16 protein-coding genes, 1 rRNA gene and 1 riboswitch are annotated in these 17,909 nt (G+C 70.4%); of the genes, 12 read left to right on the forward strand and 5 right to left on the reverse strand.

The window, feature by feature from the left end; genetic code table 11:
• From rrf to ACIHAR_RS36380, 11 genes are all read left to right on the forward strand, one after another.
• Window positions 1-95, forward strand: a 5S ribosomal RNA gene (gene rrf / locus ACIHAR_RS36330); the annotation flags it as partial.
• 109 nt (window positions 96-204) lie between these two features.
• The gene (locus tag ACIHAR_RS36335) at window positions 205-813 is read left to right on the forward strand and encodes a CDP-alcohol phosphatidyltransferase family protein (protein WP_365464720.1); all 609 of its coding nucleotides are present in this window, start codon (window positions 205-207) and stop codon (window positions 811-813) included.
• A gap of 111 nt (window positions 814-924) precedes the next feature.
• Window positions 925-3,420 (forward strand): mannose-1-phosphate guanyltransferase, encoded by a 2,496-nt coding sequence (locus ACIHAR_RS36340; RefSeq protein WP_365464722.1) that lies wholly within the window; start codon window positions 925-927, stop codon window positions 3,418-3,420.
• A 168-nt stretch (window positions 3,421-3,588) separates the two neighbouring features.
• Window positions 3,589-4,425 (forward strand): DUF881 domain-containing protein, encoded by an 837-nt coding sequence (locus ACIHAR_RS36345; protein WP_400023482.1) that lies wholly within the window; start codon window positions 3,589-3,591, stop codon window positions 4,423-4,425.
• On the forward strand, window positions 4,422-4,754 hold the full coding sequence (locus tag ACIHAR_RS36350; RefSeq protein ID WP_003988855.1) for a small basic family protein: 333 nt from the start codon (window positions 4,422-4,424) through the stop codon (window positions 4,752-4,754). The genes ACIHAR_RS36345 and ACIHAR_RS36350 overlap by 4 nt, the downstream gene beginning before the upstream one ends.
• Before the next feature lie 5 nt (window positions 4,755-4,759).
• Window positions 4,760-5,608, forward strand: a complete 849-nt coding sequence (locus tag ACIHAR_RS36355) for a DUF881 domain-containing protein (protein ID WP_365464728.1) — start codon at window positions 4,760-4,762, stop codon at window positions 5,606-5,608.
• 82 nt (window positions 5,609-5,690) lie between these two features.
• Window positions 5,691-6,575, forward strand: a complete 885-nt coding sequence (locus ACIHAR_RS36360; RefSeq protein ID WP_365465033.1) for an FHA domain-containing protein — start codon at window positions 5,691-5,693, stop codon at window positions 6,573-6,575.
• 44 nt (window positions 6,576-6,619) lie between these two features.
• Window positions 6,620-7,357, forward strand: coding sequence for a MerR family transcriptional regulator (locus ACIHAR_RS36365; protein ID WP_365464731.1), 738 nt, complete (start codon window positions 6,620-6,622; stop codon window positions 7,355-7,357).
• Between the two features lie 85 nt (window positions 7,358-7,442).
• The gene (locus ACIHAR_RS36370) at window positions 7,443-7,916 is read left to right on the forward strand and encodes a bifunctional nuclease family protein (protein WP_030833746.1); all 474 of its coding nucleotides are present in this window, start codon (window positions 7,443-7,445) and stop codon (window positions 7,914-7,916) included.
• A 206-nt stretch (window positions 7,917-8,122) separates the two neighbouring features.
• Complete coding sequence (locus ACIHAR_RS36375) at window positions 8,123-8,806, forward strand: MerR family transcriptional regulator (protein WP_365464734.1); 684 nt, start codon at window positions 8,123-8,125, stop codon at window positions 8,804-8,806.
• A gap of 157 nt (window positions 8,807-8,963) precedes the next feature.
• A complete protein-coding gene (locus ACIHAR_RS36380; protein ID WP_400023485.1) occupies window positions 8,964-10,517 on the forward strand; it encodes a DNA polymerase IV in 1,554 nt (517 codons plus the stop codon).
• Between the two features lie 254 nt (window positions 10,518-10,771).
• Here ACIHAR_RS36380 and ACIHAR_RS36385 read toward each other — a convergent pair whose 3' ends face one another.
• On the reverse strand, window positions 10,772-11,143 hold the full coding sequence (locus tag ACIHAR_RS36385; protein ID WP_365464740.1) for a PRC-barrel domain-containing protein: 372 nt from the start codon (window positions 11,141-11,143) through the stop codon (window positions 10,772-10,774).
• A gap of 114 nt (window positions 11,144-11,257) precedes the next feature.
• Window positions 11,258-11,353: riboswitch (glycine riboswitch) on the forward strand.
• Between the two features lie 175 nt (window positions 11,354-11,528).
• Between ACIHAR_RS36385 and gcvP the strand changes: the two genes are divergently transcribed.
• Window positions 11,529-14,414 carry an aminomethyl-transferring glycine dehydrogenase gene (gene gcvP, locus ACIHAR_RS36390; protein WP_400023487.1) on the forward strand — a complete coding sequence of 962 codons (2,886 nt, stop codon included), beginning with the start codon at window positions 11,529-11,531 and terminating at the stop codon, window positions 14,412-14,414.
• 58 nt (window positions 14,415-14,472) lie between these two features.
• Here the strand turns inward: gcvP and ACIHAR_RS36395 are convergent, their stop codons facing one another.
• From ACIHAR_RS36395 to modA, 4 genes are all read right to left on the reverse strand, one after another.
• On the reverse strand, window positions 14,473-14,892 hold the full coding sequence (locus ACIHAR_RS36395; RefSeq protein WP_365464746.1) for a TOBE domain-containing protein: 420 nt from the start codon (window positions 14,890-14,892) through the stop codon (window positions 14,473-14,475).
• 75 nt (window positions 14,893-14,967) lie between these two features.
• Entirely contained in the window at window positions 14,968-16,083 is a 1,116-nt protein-coding gene (locus ACIHAR_RS36400; protein WP_400023490.1) for an ABC transporter ATP-binding protein, read from the reverse strand.
• Window positions 16,080-16,928, reverse strand: a complete 849-nt coding sequence (locus ACIHAR_RS36405; RefSeq protein WP_400023492.1) for an ABC transporter permease — start codon at window positions 16,926-16,928, stop codon at window positions 16,080-16,082. The genes ACIHAR_RS36400 and ACIHAR_RS36405 overlap by 4 nt, the downstream gene beginning before the upstream one ends.
• Window positions 16,925-17,743, reverse strand: coding sequence for a molybdate ABC transporter substrate-binding protein (modA, locus tag ACIHAR_RS36410; RefSeq protein WP_400023494.1), 819 nt, complete (start codon window positions 17,741-17,743; stop codon window positions 16,925-16,927). The genes ACIHAR_RS36405 and modA overlap by 4 nt, the downstream gene beginning before the upstream one ends.
• Between the last annotated feature and the right edge of the window lie 166 nt (window positions 17,744-17,909).

Raw genomic sequence — 17,909 nt, forward strand, 5'->3', positions numbered from 1 at the left:
AAACGCCCGGTTACATTCCGAACCCGGAAGCTAAGCCTTACAGCGCCGATGGTACTGCAGGGGGGACCCTGTGGGAGAGTAGGACGCCGCCGAACTCCTTTTACAGCTCTGGCTCTTGGGCATACAGCCCAGGAGCCAGAGCTTTTTTGCGTTGAGGTAAGGTCAGGGGGCATCGTTGGCTCGTTTCCTACTGGAGGCCCCCGGGTGGAGGTCCAGGAGACCCGTGTTCAGACCGACCGGGTCCTCACCATCCCGAACATCCTCAGCATGGCGCGTCTCGTCGGCGTGCCCTTGTTCCTGTGGCTGATTCTCAGGCCTGAGTTCGGGGGTCCGCAGAGCGACGGCTGGGCCCTCCTGGTGCTGGCTCTGAGCGGGGTCAGCGACTACCTGGACGGCAAGCTCGCACGTCGCTGGAACCAGATCAGCAGCCTGGGCCGGCTTCTCGACCCGGCCGCTGACCGGCTCTACATTCTGTCCACCCTGGTCGGTCTCACCTGGCGGGAGATTCTGCCTGTCTGGTTGACGGCGGTACTTCTCGCGCGGGAACTGCTTCTGCTGCTGATGGTGGGCGTCCTCAGGCGGCACGGCTATCCGCCGCCCCAGGTCAACTTCCTCGGGAAGGCGGCCACGTTCAACCTGATGTACGCCTTCCCCCTTCTGCTGCTCAGTGACGGATCTGGATGGTTGGCGTCACTCGCTGCTATTTTCGGATGGGCGTTCGCAGGATGGGGTACAACGCTCTACTGGTGGGCAGGAGTCCTCTACGTGGTGCAAGTCCGCCGCCTGGTCCGTGCGGACGCCATGGCCGACTGAGCCCGCCGATCGCCTAGCAGTGGCTCGATGGCCCGCGGCGGAAAAGTGCGGGACAATCTGGACGGGTGAAGTCGGCTAGACCGTCGTCTCTTCAAGGAGGACGCTTCCGACATGAAGGCCGTCGTGATGGCCGGAGGCGAAGGCACACGCCTTCGCCCTATGACCTCGAGCATGCCCAAGCCGCTCCTGCCGGTGGCCAACCGGCCGATCATGGAGCACGTTCTGAGGCTGCTCAAAAGGCATGGGCTCAACGAGACCGTCGTCACTGTCCAGTTCCTGGCGTCATTGGTCAAGAACTACTTCGGTGATGGTGAAGAGCTCGGAATGGAGCTCAGCTATGCCAACGAGGAGAAGCCACTCGGTACCGCCGGAAGCGTCAAGAACGCAGAGGAGGCGTTGAAGGACGACGCCTTCCTCGTGATCTCCGGTGATGCCCTGACCGACTTCGACCTCACCGAACTGATCAACTTCCACAAGGAAAAGGGTGCGCTGGTCACCGTCTGTCTGACACGGGTGCCCAATCCGCTGGAATTCGGCATCACGATCGTCGACGAAGAGGGCAAGGTCGAGCGTTTCCTGGAGAAGCCGACCTGGGGCCAGGTCTTCTCGGACACCGTGAACACCGGCATCTACGTGATGGAGCCCGAGGTCTTCGACTACGTCGAGGCCGACGTGCCCGTCGACTGGTCCGGCGACGTCTTCCCGCAGCTCATGAAGGAAGGCAAGCCGATCTACGGCTATGTCGCCGAGGGCTACTGGGAGGACGTCGGCACGCACGAGAGCTATGTGAAGGCGCAGGCCGACGTCCTCGAGGGCAAGGTCGACGTCGAGCTCGACGGGTTCGAGATCTCGCCGGGCGTGTGGGTGGCCGAAGGTGCCGAAGTGCATCCCGACGCCGTTCTGCGTGGGCCTCTCTATATCGGTGACTACGCCAAGGTCGAGGCCGGCGCGGAAATCCGTGAGCACACCGTCGTCGGGTCGAACGTCGTCGTGAAGAGCGGCGCCTTCCTGCACAAGGCCGTCGTGCACGACAACGTCTACGTCGGGCAGCACAGCAACCTGCGCGGGTGTGTCGTAGGCAAGAACACCGACATCATGCGGGCCGCCCGGATCGAGGACGGTGCCGTGATCGGTGATGAGTGCCTGATCGGTGAAGAATCGATCGTGCAGGGCAATGTGCGGGTCTATCCGTTCAAGACCATCGAAGCGGGCGCGTTCGTCAACACCTCGGTGATCTGGGAGTCGCGGGGGCAGGCGCACCTCTTCGGCGCCCGCGGGGTGTCGGGAATCCTGAACGTGGAGATCACGCCGGAGCTGGCGGTGCGGCTCGCCGGCGCCTATGCGACGACGCTGAAGAAGGGCTCCACGGTCACCACGGCCCGTGACCACTCCCGCGGTGCGCGTGCGCTGAAGCGGGCGGTCATCTCCGCGTTGCAGGCGAGCGCCATCGACGTACGGGACCTGGAGAACGTGCCGCTGCCCGTGGCGCGGCAGCAGACCGCGCGGGGCAGTGCCGGCGGCATCATGATCCGGACCTCGCCCGGTGTGCCGGACTCGGTGGACATCATGTTCTTCGACGGGCAGGGCGCCGATCTGTCACAGGGCAGCCAGCGGAAGCTGGACCGGGTGTTCGCGCGGCAGGAGTACCGGCGGGCGTTCCCGGGCGAGATCGGGGACCTGCACTTCCCGGCCAGCGTCTTCGACTCGTACACCGGGTCGCTGCTGCGGAACGTGGACACGACCGGGATTTCCGAGTCGGGTCTGAAGGTCGTCGTGGACGCCTCGAACGGAAGCGCCGGGCTCGTGCTGCCGAGTCTGCTCGGCAAGCTCGGGGTGGACTCGCTGACCATCAACCCCGGTCTGGACGAGTCCAGGCCGACCGAGACGGGCGACATGCGGCGCCGGGGGCTCGTGCGGCTCGGGGAGATCGTGGCGTCCTCGCGGGCAGCGTTCGGCGTGCGTTTCGACCCCGTGGGCGAGCGGCTGTCCCTGGTGGACGAGAAGGGCCGGATCATCGAGGACGACCGGGCCCTGCTCGTGATGCTCGACCTGGTGGCCGCGGAGCGGCGCAGCGGGCGGGTGGCCCTGCCGGTGACGACGACGAGGATCGCCGAGCAGGTGGCGGCGTATCACGGCACTCAAGTCGAGTGGACGACGACCTCGCCGGACGACCTGACCAGGGTCGGACAGGACGAGTCGACGATCTTCGGTGGCGACGGCAAGGGCGGATTCATCGTCCCGGAGTTCAGCAGCGTCTTCGACGGTACGGCGGCCTTCGTCCGGTTGATCGGGCTCGTGGCCCGGACGCAGCTCACGCTGAGCCAGATCGACGCGCGGATCCCGCGGGCGCACGTCCTGAAGCGGGATCTGGCGACGCCGTGGGCCGTGAAGGGGCTCGTGATGCGGCGGGTCGTCGAAGCCGCCGGGGACCGCTTCGTGGACACCACCGACGGTGTCCGCGTGGTGGAGACGGACGGACGCTGGGTCATGGTCCTGCCGGACCCGGCCGAGGCCGTCACGCACCTGTGGGCCGAGGGTCCCGACGACGCCTCCGCGCAGGCCCTGCTGGACGAGTGGACGACGGTCGTGGACAGCGCCGGGCGCTGAAACCCGCACCACGCGCGCGTGCCGGACACGTGTCCCCCAAGGGGGCCTGTCCGGCACGCCGGTGGGGCCGTTCGGAGCTACTGGGCGCGGCGTGCGACGATGTGCGGCATGCCGCAGCAGCCCCCCGTTCGGAGCACACCCGCGCGCGCGTCGCGCCCGGACGCGTCCATGTCGCTGCTCACGAACGTCATGGACCACAGCCTCGACGACGGGTACGCCGAGGCCGCCGCCCGGAAGCGGGCCGACGGCGCCGGGGGCATGCCCAAGACGCTGCGGGCGAAGCTGGGCCTGGCGGCCGGTCTGGTGCTCGCCGCCCTCGTGGTGACCGTCGGCGCGGCGCAGGCACGCGTCGCCGCTCCCGTCGTGGCCAAGGAGCGCGAGGAGCTGATCGACCGCATCGACCGGGAGACCGAGGCGGCGGACAAGCTCGAGGGGACCGTCGACGAGCTGCGCGACGACGTGAGCGCGCGGCAGCGGGAGGCGCTCAGGGACAGCGGGGGCGGCGACCAGGCGGAGCTCGTGGGCATTCTGGCGGGCGCGGTCGAGGTGCACGGCCCCGGGATCAAGCTGGTCGTGGACGATGCGAAGGAAGCCGCCACGGGCGGCGAGGGCGATCCGCGCGAGACCACCGGGTTCTCCGACACCGGTCGGGTGCGCGATCGCGACATGCAGCGCGTGGTCAACGGGCTGTGGGCGTCCGGAGCCGAGGCCGTCTCCATCAACGGGCAGCGGCTGACGGCGCTGTCGGCGATCAGGGCAGCGGGCGACGCGATACTGGTCGACAACAAGCCGCTGGTGCCGCCGTACACGGTGCTCGCGGTGGGGGACGGCAAGAACCTCGGCACGCGGTTCCAGGACAGCGCCGACGGGCTGTACCTGAACGCCCTGCAGGAGAACTTCAACATCCGGACCGCCCTTTCCGTGGAGGACGACGTCCGGCTGCCCGCCGCACCGAGTGTGATCGTACGTACAGCACAGCCGAGAACTGAGAAGGGCACATCGTGATCGCCGTACTGGGCCTCGTCGTGGGAGTCGTGGCCGGCCTGTTGGTCCGGCCCGAGGTTCCGGCGGTCGTCGAGCCTTATCTGCCGATCGCCGTCGTGGCGGCGCTGGACGCCGTGTTCGGCGGTCTGCGGGCCATGCTCGACGGCATCTTCGACGACAAGGTCTTCGTCGTGTCGTTCCTGTCGAACGTGGTCGTGGCCGCCCTGATCGTCTTCCTCGGGGACAAGCTGGGCGTGGGAGCGCAGCTGTCCACGGGCGTCGTGGTCGTCCTGGGCATCCGTATCTTCTCCAATGCCGCGGCGATCCGCCGGCACGTGTTCCGGGCGTGAGGCCGATGAGCAACCAGGACGGGACGCACCAGGACGAGACGCCGACCACCAGGCTGCGCAGAGAGCTGCCCGCGGAGGTCCCTGCGGCGGACGTGGGGGCGGACGCGCCCGAGGAGGCCTCCGAGCCGTCGCTGACCGGCCGGCAGCGGCTGGTGCAGGGGCTGTGGCCGCCGCGCGTGTCGCGGGCGCAACTCATCGTCGCGGTGCTGTTGTTCGGCCTCGGTTTCGGCCTGGCCGTCCAGGTCGCCTCCAACAGCGAGAGCAGCAACGCCCTGCGGGGCGCGCGTCAGGAGGATCTCGTACGCATCCTCGATGAACTCGATGACCGCAGTCAGCGTCTTGAGGACGAGAAGCAGGGACTCGAGAAGCAGCGGCAGGAGCTGGAGAACAGCTCCGACCAGGCCGAGGAGGCCCGGAAGCAGACGGTCGAGAAGGAGAAGCAACTGGGCATTCTGGCGGGCACGGTGGCCGCCCAGGGGCCCGGCATCACCATGACCATCGAGGACACGAAGGGGACGGTCGAGGCGGACATGCTGCTCGACGCGATCCAGGAGCTGCGCGCGGCAGGGGCGGAGGCGATCCAGGTGAACGACGTGAGGGTCGTCGCCGGCACGTTCCTGACGGATTCCGGCAAGAGTGTGAGTGTCGACGGGAACAAGATCAACGCGCCCTATCGTTTCAAGGTCATCGGCAAGCCGCAGGACCTCGAACCGGCGCTCAACATCCCTGGAGGCGTGGTGCAGACTCTCGAGAAGGAGCAGGCCACCGTGACCGTCGAGCGATCGACCAAGATCGTCGTGGACGCCTTGCGACCGGCGGAGCAGCCTGACTACGCTCGGTCGTCCTCCCAGTGAACCGGGGGTGCATGCGGGCCGTCCGGCAGGGGCATGAGGTTGCGGGGGGTCGGCGCACCGATCGGGTGGTGCGTGGTGGAAACTGTCTGGTGGATACGGACGTTGTGAAGGTGTCCGGGTCGGCCGGTGTATTCAGTCAGGGTTCGTCCTGCCCCACGGGCGGGTCTGTTTCGGTCAAGGGGAATCGCCCGTGAAGTTGTTTGCGAAGTTGTTCGGCAAGAGCGCGCGAGAGGGCAGCGACAACGCGACCGCCCGCCATCGCGCACAGCCTGACGCGGAGGGCCAGCGGCCGTTGTTCCGCGACCAGGTGCCTGGTCCGGGTGGTGACATTTCCGGAGGCCAGGGCGGGGCGTCGGTTGACCCTGCCCAGTCCGGCGGCATAGGTTTCGGCCAACCGTCAACCTCAAGTGCGGGTGGAGGGTTTTCCCCTATGTCGGCCCTGGTGTGTACGAGGTGCGGTAACCGCAACGCGGAGAACAGCCGCTTCTGTTCCAACTGCGGCGCGCCGCTGAGGCCCGGCCTGACGCCCGAGCGCGCGTCGGAGACGACCTCCACCATCTCCATCTCCGGTCTGGAGGCCTACGACTCCGAGACCACCGGTCAGACCCAGTTGCCGGCGCTCTCGCCCGAGGCGCAGGCCGCTGTGGACGCGCTGCCGCTCGGCTCCGCCCTGCTCGTCGTGCGTCGTGGGCCCAACTCGGGCAGCCGCTTCCTGCTGGACGGTGACCTGACCACGGCCGGGCGTCACCCGCAGAGCGACATCTTCCTGGACGACGTGACGGTGTCGCGCCGCCACGTGGAGTTCCGGCGCCGCCAGGACGGTTCGTTCACGGTGGCCGACGTCGGCAGCCTGAACGGCACGTACGTCAACCGGGAGCGGATCGACGAGGTCGCTCTGTCGAACGGCGACGAGGTGCAGATCGGCAAGTACCGGCTGGTCTTCTACGCGAGCCAGCGAGGCTACTGACCCTCCCCCCGGGCTCCGTCCGGGGGTACTCCCAGGGAAGGCCCATGCTGCGAACACCGAGGGGCGGTGCCGGACACGGCACCGCCACCGCGGACGGTGGTCTGATGAGCATCGGCACGGTGCTGAACGTGCTGCGCGACGAGTTCCCCGAAGTCACCATCTCCAAGATCCGCTTCCTGGAGTCGGAGGGGCTCGTCGAGCCGCAGCGGACCCCATCCGGGTACCGCAAGTTCAGTGCCGAGGACGTCGAGCGTCTCGGGCACGTACTGAGGATGCAGCGGGACCACTACCTGCCGCTCAAGGTGATCCGGGAGTACCTGGACGCCATGGAGCGCGGCGAGGCCGCGCAGCTGCCGACCCTGGGCCGGCAGCGGGACGGGGAGGCCGTCCCCGAGCCGTCCGACGCCCCCACGGTGGCCCGCATCGGGCGGGCCGAGCTGCTGGCGGCCGCGGGCATCGGGGAGCCGGAGCTCGCGGAATGGGAGTCGTACGGGCTCGTCGTGCCGCTGGAGGACGGCGTCTACGACGCCGAGGCGGCCACGGTGGCCTCACTCATCGCCGAACTGGGGCGCTTCGGCATCGAGCCCCGGCATCTGCGGGTGATGAAGGCCGCCGCCGACCGTGAGGCGGGGTTGGTGGACCAGGTGGTCGCCCCGCTCAAGAGGCACCGCAATCCGCAGACCAGGGCCCTTGCGCAGGCCCGGACGAAGGAGCTCGCCGACCTCACGGTCAGGCTGCACGCGGCGCTGGTGCAGACCGCGCTCGGTGTGCGGCTGCCCTGAGACAGAGGGCTCCGGGCGGCCCGGATCGGTCACCCGTTCCCGGCCCGACTACCCAAACGTCCCGGGCACGGCCTAGGGTTGCTGTGTGAACGAGCTCGATGTCGTAGGTGTCCGGGTCGAGATGCCCTCCAACCAACCGATCGTGCTGCTGCGTGAAGTGGGAGGCGACCGCTACCTCCCCATCTGGATCGGACCGGGGGAGGCGACGGCCATCGCCTTCGCCCAGCAGGGCATGGCTCCCGCGCGGCCGCTGACCCACGACCTGTTCAAGGACGTGCTGGAGGCCGTCGGCCAGGAGCTCACGGAAGTGCGCATCACGGACCTGCGTGAAGGCGTCTTCTACGCCGAGCTGGTCTTCGCCAGCGGCGTCGAGGTGAGCGCCCGCCCCTCCGACGCCATAGCGCTGGCACTGCGCACCGGGACGCCGATCTACGGCAGCGACACCGTGCTCGACGACGCGGGGATCGCCATCCCGGACGAGCAGGAGGACGAGGTGGAGAAGTTCCGCGAGTTCCTCGACCAGATCTCGCCCGAGGACTTCGGCAGCAGCAACCAGTAGGAGGCGCTCCGCCTCGGCAATTGCCGGTGGCCCGTGAGAGCGTCCTACGGCTTCCCCTCAGCGCATTCGGCTAGCCTTTCCCCGCGGTGGGGTGCGGGAAACCACTCTTAGGGTGATTATCACTCGGCGTGGCGAGTGTGGCGATCGTTGACGCACCCCTGGTGACTGCCTACCGTCGAGAAGGCAGGTCAAGGACGGAGGTCGGCGTGAGAAGCAGCGGCGACGGTACGGCTGGGGGTGCCCCCGGACTCGGTGTCGGGGGGAGCGGTCCGTACCCTCCCCCGAACTCGCGGCTGCGTTCGAGCAGGGGGTACCCCCATCACGGCAGCGCGGCCGATCACGCTCCTCAGCGACCGGCGGCCGTGCCGAGCAGCGGAGGGGCGGCGTCCATGGCGTCCGAGCAGATCGGCTACCGCGGTCCGACGGCCTGTGCGGCCGCCGGCATCACCTACCGGCAACTGGACTACTGGGCGCGCACCGGGCTCGTCGAGCCGAGCGTGCGCCCCGCGTACGGGTCCGGCACACAGCGTCTGTACAGCTTCCGGGACGTCGTCGTCCTGAAGATCGTCAAGCGGTTCCTCGACACCGGCGTGTCGCTGCAGAACATCCGCACCGCCGTGCAGCACCTGCGCGAGCGCGGGTTTCGCGACTTGGAGCGCCTGACGCTGATGAGCGATGGTGCGACGGTCTACGAGTGCACCTCGCCGGACGAGGTCCACGCACTGCTCCAGGGCGGTCAGGGCATCTTCGGCATCGCCGTCGGCGTGGTGTGGCGGGACGTCGAGAGCGCGCTGTCCCAGTTGCACGGGGAGCGGGTCGACACCGGCGAGACGCTCGTCGGGCACAATCCGGCGGACGAACTGGCGCGGCGGCGCAACCGGGCGGTCTGAGCCCTTCCCGTCGGGCGCCGGGTGCCCGGACCGCCGAACGGGGCTGGCTCCGCCGTATTGTCGGGGCGCCGGACGGCCGGTCCGCCGGCAATGTCGGGGCGCCGGGCGGCCGGTCCGCGGTCGGTCATTGTCAGTGGCGTGGTGCAGCATCGGAGATGTGAGAAACGCGCCCACCATCCTGCATCTCGACATGGATGCCTTCTTCGCGCAGGCGGAGCAGGCGTCCAAGCCGAGTCTGCGCGGGAAGGCCGTGATCGTCGGCGGTCTGGGGCCGCGCGGGGTGGTGGCGACCGCCTCGTACGAGGCGCGGGTCTTCGGGGTGCACTCGGCGATGCCCACGGCCCAGGCGCGTCGGCTGGCTCCGAACGCCGCCTACCTCAGTCCGCGCTTCGCCTTCTACCGGTCGATCAGTGACCAGGTCATGGGGCTGCTGCGGGCCCTGTCTCCGCTCGTCGAGCCGCTGAGTCTGGACGAGGCGTTCGTGGACCTGGAGGCCGGGGGAGCGGCCTGGGACAGCGAGTCGGCGCGGCTGGCCGGAGTGCGGCTGCGGGCGGACATCCGGGCCGTCACGGGGCTGACGGGGTCGGTGGGCCTGGCCGCCTCCAAGATGCTCGCGAAGATCGCCTCGGAGCAGGCCAAACCCGACGGCCTGGTGCTGATCGAACCGGGCACGGAGCGGGCACTTCTAGGTCCCATGTCGGTGCGGACGCTGCCGGGGGTCGGACCGGCCACGGGCGACCATCTGAGGCGGGCCGGCATCACCACGGTCGACGAGATCGTCGAGGCGGGCGAGGACGAGCTCGTACGGCTGCTGGGCAAGGCACACGGGCACGGGCTGTACGCCATGGCGCTGGCGCGCGACGACCGGCCCGTGGTGGCGGAGCGGGAGACCAAGTCGGTGTCGGTCGAGGACACCTACGACGTGGACATCCACGACCGGGTGCGGGTGGAGACGGAGGTGCGGCGGCTGGCCGATCGGTGTGTGCACAGGCTTCGGGGCGCGGGTCTGTCGGGACGGACCATCGTGCTGAAGGTGCGGCGGTACGACTTCTCCACCCTGACCCGGTCCGAGACGCTGCGGGGGCCCACGGACGATCCCGCGGTGGTGCGGGAGGCGGCCGCACGGCTGCTCGACTCCGTGGACACCACGGGCGGGGTGCGGTTGCTCGGCGTCGGGGTCAGCGGGCTGGCCGACTTCACCCAGGAGGACCTGTTCGCGCAGGCGGCCGAGGAGCGCGGGGAGGGGCCGGAGGAGGAGGTCGCGGTCGAGCCCGTCCAGGAGGAGGCGGTACCGGCCGAGCATCACTGGCGGCCCGGGCACGACGTGCGGCACAGCGAGCTGGGGCACGGCTGGGTGCAGGGGAGTGGGCTGGGGCGGGTGACCGTGCGGTTCGAGACGCCGGAGTCGGAGGTGGGCCGGGTGCGGACGTTCCGGATCGACGACCCGGATCTGGAACCGGCTGATCCGTTGCCGCTGGTGCGGCGAAGACCGGGGGAGGCCGCGTCGTCGGACGCGGCGGATGCGGCGGCCACTGTGGAAGCAGAGGGGGTGGCGGGCACGGCGGGCTCAGCGGACGCGGCGGGCACTGGGGACATCGACAACGCGGTGCAGACGGTGGGCACGGTGGGCACGGTGGGCACCGCGGAGTCGGCCGGCGCGGCGGGGGCGGAGGGCGATGTGCCGGTGGGGCGGCACGGGGGCGGGTCCTGACGTCGGTGCGTCCTGTCGGGGTTCCCGGAGTGCCGGGACGAGGCAACGGGGCGTGGTGCGCGGGTCACCGGGTCGGCCGTCGGCCTGAGGGCCCTCCAGGAGGCGACCGACCCCGGATCCGGCCACCCAGCACCCGGACACGGGCCCCGGCGAGCAGCACCGTTTCCACTGCCGGTCGACGGCGGAACGTGACGCGGCGCCGGTGATGGGGCCCGTGGCCTGCGCTGTCCCGTCGCAGCTGTGCCCGACCGGGTTCAGGTCTCGTCCTTGCCCGCCAGCTTTCCGAAGTCGTGGTCCTCGAGCGGGGGAGGGGCGCCCACGTCGAGGCCGTAGTGGTGGTAGAGCTGGAGTTCCTGCTCGGGGGAGAGGTGGCGGCCCACGCCGAAGTCCGGGGCGTCCTTGATCAGGGCGCGGTCGAAGGGGACGCGGAGGGTGCCGTCGACCAGTTCGCTGGGCTCGAGGGGGACGAAGGCGTCCCGGGAGAACAGGCCGGTGCGTATGGCCGCCCACTCCGGCACGCCGGTCGCGTCGTCGAGGTAGACCTCGTCGATGGTGCCGATCTTGGTGCCGTTGCGGTCGAACGCCTTGCGGCCGATCAGGTTGCGCGGATCGATGTCGGTCTGCACGGGCCCTCCACTTGGTCGCAACTCATCCGTAAGCACTACAAAAGAGCACATTTGTGATGGCGGCCACTCGACAGGAGGTGGCGTTGACCTCGCTGGTAGTCTGACAACGGCTGCTGACCCCGTGCGGGAGAGTTCTCCGGAGATCTCCGGAGGCGCCGAAGGAGCAAATCCTCCCCGGAATCTCTCAGGCACACGTACCGCACGGACGAGGTCACTCTGGAAAGCAGGGCGGGTGTCGACGGCTTCCGCTCTCACCGACGGTGAAAGCCGGGCGCTCTCGGGCGGCCGGTGAAGCTCTCAGGTTGAGATGACAGAGGGGGAGGCCGTCCGGGTACCCGTTCCGTGGTGCCCCTCGAAGGTCGCGTCAGACCAGGAGGCCTCCGCAATGACCGCCCATCGCATTCCGCTCTCCGACCTCGAACAGGGAATCCCCTTCGAGCAGCGCCACATCGGGCCCGACCAGGAGGCGCGGGCCAAGATGCTCGCGCAGGTCGGGTACGGCTCGCTGGACGAGCTCACCGCCGCCGCCGTCCCGGACGTGATCAAGAGCGCCGACGCGCTGGACCTGCCGGGCGCCCGGTCGGAGGCCGAGGTGCTGGCCGAGCTGCGCGCGCTGGCCGATCGCAACCAGGTCCTGGGCTCAATGATCGGGCTCGGCTACTACGGCACCTTCACGCCGCCCGTCATCCTGCGCAACGTCATGGAGAACCCGGCCTGGTACACGGCCTACACGCCCTACCAGCCGGAAATCTCCCAGGGCCGGCTCGAGGCGCTGCTGAACTTCCAGACCATGGTCGCCGACCTCACGGGCCTGCCGACCTCCGGCGCCTCCCTGCTCGACGAGGGCACGGCCGCCGCCGAGGCGATGGCGCTGTCCCGGCGCATGGGCAAGAACAAGAAGGGCCTCTTCCTGGTCGACGCGGACGCGTTGCCGCAGACCATCGCCGTGATCGAGACCCGGGCCGAGCCGACCGGCGTCGAGGTCGTCGTCGCCGACCTCAGTGAGGGCATCCCGGCCGAGATCGCAGCTCGGGAGATCAACGGCGTACTGATCCAGTACCCGGGCGCCTCCGGGGCCGTACGTGACATCAAGCCGGTCATCGAGCAGGCGCATGGGCTCGGAGCGCTCGTCACCGTGGCCGCCGATCTGCTCGCGCTGACGCTGCTGACGTCGCCGGGTGAGCTGGGCGCGGACATCGCGGTCGGGACCACGCAGCGGTTCGGGGTGCCGATGGGCTTCGGCGGGCCGCACGCCGGCTACATGGCCGTGCACGAGAAGTTCGCGCGCAGCCTGCCCGGGCGGCTCGTGGGCGTGTCCGTCGACGCCGACGGGAACAAGGCCTACCGGCTGGCGCTGCAGACGCGTGAGCAGCACATCCGGCGCGAGAAGGCGACCAGCAACATCTGCACGGCGCAGGTGCTGCTCGCCGTCATGGCCGGGATGTACGCCGTCTACCACGGGCCCGAGGGGCTGAAGGGGATCGCTCGGCGGACGCACCGGTACGCGTCGATCCTGGCTGCGGGGCTCACGGCCGGTGGCGTGGAGGTCGTGCACGGCTCCTACTTCGACACGCTGACCGTGCGCGTGCCCGCGAGGGCCGCCGAGGTCGTCGCCGCCGCGCGGGACAACGGCGTGAACCTGCACCTCGTCGACGCGGACCATGTGTCGGTCGCCTGCGACGAGACCACCGGGCGGGCCCAGGTGGGCGCCGTCTGGGCCGCCTTCGGGGTCGACGGGGACGTCGAGGCGCTCGACGCGGTCACCGAGGGCGCGCTGCCGGCCGGGCTGCTGCGCAGCGACGCTTTCCTCACCCACCCCGTCTTCCACGAGCACCGCTCCGAGACCGCGATGCTGCGCTACCTGCGCCGGCTCGCCGACCGCGACTACGCGCTCGACCGTGGCATGATCCCGCTGGGTTCCTGCACCATGAAGCTCAACGCGACCACCGAGATGGAGCCGGTCACCTGGCCCGAGTTCGGGCAGCTGCACCCCTTCGCGCCCGCGGAGCAGGCGCAGGGTTACCTCACGCTCATCCGTGAGCTGGAGGAACGCCTCGCCGAGGTCACCGGGTACGACAAGGTGTCCCTCCAGCCCAACGCCGGGTCCCAGGGCGAGCTGGCCGGTCTGCTGGCCGTCCGCGGGTACCACCGGGCCAACGGCGACGAGCAGCGGACCGTGTGCCTCATCCCGTCGTCCGCGCACGGCACCAACGCCGCCAGCGCCGTGATGGCGGGCATGAAGGTCGTCGTCGTGAACACCGCCGAGGACGGCGAGATCGACATCGAGGACCTGCGGGCGAAGATCGAGAAGCACCGGGACGAGCTGGCGGTGCTGATGATCACGTACCCGTCGACGCACGGTGTGTTCGAGGAGCACGTCGCCGACATCTGCGCGCGGGTGCACGAGGCCGGCGGGCAGGTCTACGTCGACGGCGCCAACCTCAACGCGCTCGTCGGGGTCGCCAAGCCGGGCCACTTCGGCGGTGACGTCTCCCACCTGAACCTGCACAAGACGTTCTGCATCCCGCACGGCGGCGGCGGTCCCGGCGTCGGCCCGGTCGCCGTACGGTCGCACCTGGCGCCGTATCTGCCGAACCACCCGCTGCAGCCCGCCGCCGGGCCCGACACGGGTGTCGGGCCGATCTCGGCGGCGCCCTGGGGTTCCGCGGGGATCCTGCCGATCTCGTGGGCCTATGTGCGGCTCATGGGCGGTGAGGGGCTGAAGCGGGCCACGCAGGTGGCGGTGCTGTCCGCCAACTACATCGCCAAGCGGCTCGAGCCGCACTACCCGGTGCTGTACACCGGCCCCGGCGGGCTGGTCGCGCACGAGTGCATCATCGACCTGCGGCCGCTGACCAAGGCGACCGGGGTGAGCGTCGACGACGTGGCCAAGCGGCTCATCGACTACGGCTTCCACGCGCCGACGATGTCGTTCCCGGTGGCCGGGACGCTGATGATCGAGCCGACCGAGTCGGAGGACCTGACCGAGCTCGACCGGTTCTGCGAGGCGATGATCGCCATTCGCGCCGAGATCGAGAAGGTCGGCTCCGGCGAGTGGCCCGCCGACGACAACCCGCTGCGCCACGCCCCGCACACCGCGGGCGCGCTCGGCGGCGAGTGGGAGCACGCGTACACGCGCGAGGAGGCCGTCTTCCCGGCCGGGGTGTCCGCGGCCGACAAGTACTGGCCGCCGGTGCGCCGGATCGACCAGGCCTTCGGTGACCGGAACCTGGTCTGCTCCTGCCCGCCGCTGGACGCGTACGAGGACTGACGCGCGGACGCCGCAGGCGTGGGGCTCCCGTCCGGTTCGGGCGGGAGCCCTCGGCGTGTCAGGCCGTCACCAGCGAGACCTCGGTCGACTTGATCAGGGCGACCACCGGGGAGCCGGCCGTCAGTCCCAGGTCGGTGGCCGCCTCCTTGGTGATCACGGAGGTCAGTTCGCCGGCTTCCGAGGCGATCTTCACGGAGGCCATGGCTCCCCCGGCCGTGACCTCGGTGACCGTCCCGGGAAGCTGGTTGCGGATCGAGAGGTGGTCGGCCCGCGCCGTGGCGAGGGAGACCTCCGTCGCCTTCACCAGGACCCGGACGGCGGTGCCCGGGGCGAGACCGAGGTCGGTGACGGCGTCCAGGGTGATCGCCGCGGTGAGGGCCTGACCACCGGTGAGACGGACCCCGACGGTGGCCATCACCTCGCCGGGGTTGACGGCGGTGACGGTGCCGGGGAGCTGGTTGCGGATGCTCAGGGTCATGGCAACCACCGTAGGACCCCATGCCCTCTCTGCCCGGTATGCACTCTGTTGTCTGTCGTGGCTATGCAGGCTTTGTCATGCCGGGTAGGCGTGGGTCTGGGCCGCCTTCACCGTCGCCCATACCGGAGCCCCCGGGTGCAGGTCGAGTTCCGCGGCCGCGACCGTGGTGAGGTCGGCGGCGAGGGGGAGTTCGCCGGTGAGGTCGGCGCGGATCTGGTCGCCGTGGGTCTCCAGTCCGGCGACCTCGCAGCGCCAGAGGTTGCGGGCGCTGGAGCCGGTGGGGCGGTCGCGGTGGAGGGTGACCGCGCTCGGCGGGAACGCCACGAAGGCGGGCCCGGAGAGATGCTCCGTGGTGGTGATGACCGGCCCGGTGGGTGCCTTGCCCGCGGTGGTCGCCGGACCCGCGTCGAGACGCACGGTGTGGCCGTCGGCCCGGCCCCGGTAGAGGTTCAGGCCGACCAACTGCGCGATGTAGTCGGTGCGCGGATGACGGGCGATGTCGGACGGAGTGCCCTCCTGGACCACCGCGCCGTGCTCGACGACGACCAGGCGGTCCGCGAGGACCATGGCGTCGAGCGGGTCGTGGGTGACGAGGACGGCGACGGCCTCGAACTCGGCCAGGTGACGCCGGAGTTGGGCGCGGACCTCGAGACGGGTCCGGGCGTCCAGCGCGGCGAGCGGCTCGTCCAGCAGGAGCAGCCGGGGGCGGGTGGCGAGGGCACGGGCCAGGGCCACGCGCTGGGCCTGGCCGCCGGAGAGGCGGCGGGGCTTGGCGCCGGCGTGCGCGGCGAGCCCCATGCGCTCCAGCCACGCGGCGGCCCGGGCGCGGGCCTCCGCCTTGGTCGCGCCGTGGCAGCGCGGGCCGAAGGCCACGTTGTCCAGGGCGGTCAGGTGCGGGAAGAGCAGGTAGTCCTGGAAGACCACGCCGACAGGGCGGGACTCCGGCGGTGTGCGCTCCAGCGCCGTACCGTCCAGCCGGAGATGGCCGCCGGAGAGCGGGACGAGGCCGGCGAGGGCGCGCAGGGCGGTCGTCTTCCCGGCGCCGTTGGGGCCGAGCAGTGCCACGACGTCGCCGGGGGCCGCGGTCAGGGAGACGTCGAGGCGGAACGGGCCGCGGTCGACGACGAGACGGGCGTCGAGCCCTTCGCCGGGCGGGCCGGTCGTCGTCGTGGCGCGGGTGGTGGAGCTCATGAGGCGGTCATCCAGCGGTCGCGCAGGCCTGCCAGGACCGCGATCGAGACGGCCAGCAGGACCAGGCTGAGGGCGATCGCGGCCTCCGGGTCGCTCTGGAGGGCGAGGTAGACGGAGAGCGGCATCGTCTGGGTGCGGCCGGGGAAGTTGCCCGCGAAGGTGATCGTCGCCCCGAACTCGCCGAGCGCGCGGGCCCAGGCCAGTACGGCGCCGGCCGCGATGCCCGGCGCGATCAGGGGGAGGGTGACGCGCCGGAACGCGGTGAAGCGGGAGGCGCCCAGGGTGGCGGCCGCCTCCTCGTAGCGGGGGTCGGCGGCGCGCAGGGTGCCCTCGACGCTGATGACCAGGAACGGCATCGCCACGAAGGTCTCCGCGAGGACGACCCCGGTCGTGGTGAAGGGGAGGGTGATGCCGAACCAGGCGTCCAGCCACCGCCCGACCACGCCGTTGCGGCCGAGGGCGAGCAGCAGGGCCACGCCGCCCACGACCGGGGGCAGGACCAGGGGGAGGGTCACCAAGGCGCGGACGACACCGCGGCCGGGGAAGTCGGTGCGGGCCAACAGCCAGGCCAGGGGCACGCCGACGACCAGGCTCACGGCGGTCGCGGCCGTGGCGCAGACCAGGGAGAGCCGGAGGGCCTGCCAGACCGCGGGGCTGGTCAGCTGCTCGGGAAGGCTGTGCCAGGGGGCGCGTACCAGCAGGGCGACCAACGGGAGGAGGAGGAACGCCAGGCCGAGGAGGGCGGGGAGGAGGAGGGCGAAGGGCACGCCCGTGCGGACGCGACCGGGCCGCGCGCCGTCGTGGTGCGGCGTGTCCGCGGTACCGGTCTTCGCGGGAGACGTCATGGCTCGAGGAACCCGGCCTCGGACAGCACCTTCTGACCGTCGGCCGATCGCACCAGGGCGATGAAGGCCTTGGCCGCCTCGGCGTTCGGCGCGTCCCTCAGGAGGGTGATGGGGTAGTCGTTCACGGCGTCGGCCGACTCGGGGAAGTCCACGCCGTCCACCTTGTCACCCGCCGCGTGCACGTCGGTCTTGTACACCACCGCCGCGTCGGCCTCCTTCAGCTCGACCTTCGTCAGGGCGCCCTTGACGTCCTGCTCGTAGGAGACCGGGGTCAGCTTCAGGCCGCTCGCGTCGAGGGCCTTCTGGGCGGCGGCCCCACAGGGGACCGTCCTGTCACACAGGACGACTTTCAGGCCGGGCCTGGTGAGGTCCTCGAACGAGGTGACCCCGTCGGGGTTGCCCGGCAGGGTGGCGATCGCCAGCCGGTTGCGGACGAAGGTCACCGGAGGCGTCGCGTTCGCCTTGTGGTCCGTCACGATCTCCATCGTCTTGGCGCTGGCGGCGGCGAAGACGTCGGCCGGGGCGCCGCCGGTGATGTTCGCGGCGAGAGTGTCGCTGCCACCGAAGTTGAAGGTGACCTTCGTCCCGGGGTGGGTCTTCTCGAACTCCTCGCCGAGCGTCGTGAAGCTCTCCTGCAGGGAGGCGGCCGCGAAGACGGTCACCGTGCCGGAGAGCTTCGCGGAGGAGGGGGAGCCGGATTTCGAGGACGCGTCCGCGGAGCCGTCGGAGGAACAGGCGCTCAGGGCCAGCAGCGCGGCGACTCCCACGCCGGTCGCCTGGAGGGTGCGGCGGGCGCGACGCCTGGTACGGGTCATCACGGTGTACTCCTCGGTGTCTGCGAGCCCTCGAACAGCCCCGGCGCAGCCCGGTGCGGCCCGGTGTGATGATGATGCCGCACATGCGAGGCGTATGTCTCCTGTGGCATCGCATCATCAGGGGCGATCGCGGGCTTCGCCGCGCATGTGCGTTCCTACGGCGATG

Source organism: Streptomyces sp. NPDC052016 (genome assembly GCF_044548445.1).
Taxonomy (GTDB): domain Bacteria; phylum Actinomycetota; class Actinomycetes; order Streptomycetales; family Streptomycetaceae; genus Streptomyces.

Bases quoted from the DNA above. Each gene is read 5' to 3' on its own strand.
- ACIHAR_RS36340 (WP_365464722.1), top strand. From the start codon at position 925: ATGAAGGCCGTCGTGATGGCCGGAGGCGAAGGCACACGCCTTCGCCCT.
- ACIHAR_RS36345 (WP_400023482.1), top strand. From the start codon at position 3,589: ATGTCGCTGCTCACGAACGTCATGGACCACAGCCTCGACGACGGGTAC.
- ACIHAR_RS36355 (WP_365464728.1), top strand. From the start codon at position 4,760: ATGAGCAACCAGGACGGGACGCACCAGGACGAGACGCCGACCACCAGG.
- ACIHAR_RS36365 (WP_365464731.1), top strand. From the start codon at position 6,620: ATGCTGCGAACACCGAGGGGCGGTGCCGGACACGGCACCGCCACCGCG.
- gcvP (WP_400023487.1), top strand. From the start codon at position 11,529: ATGACCGCCCATCGCATTCCGCTCTCCGACCTCGAACAGGGAATCCCC.
- ACIHAR_RS36395 (WP_365464746.1), bottom strand. From the start codon at position 14,892: ATGACCCTGAGCATCCGCAACCAGCTCCCCGGCACCGTCACCGCCGTC.
- ACIHAR_RS36400 (WP_400023490.1), bottom strand. From the start codon at position 16,083: ATGAGCTCCACCACCCGCGCCACGACGACGACCGGCCCGCCCGGCGAA.
- ACIHAR_RS36405 (WP_400023492.1), bottom strand. From the start codon at position 16,928: ATGACGTCTCCCGCGAAGACCGGTACCGCGGACACGCCGCACCACGAC.
- modA (WP_400023494.1), bottom strand. From the start codon at position 17,743: ATGACCCGTACCAGGCGTCGCGCCCGCCGCACCCTCCAGGCGACCGGC.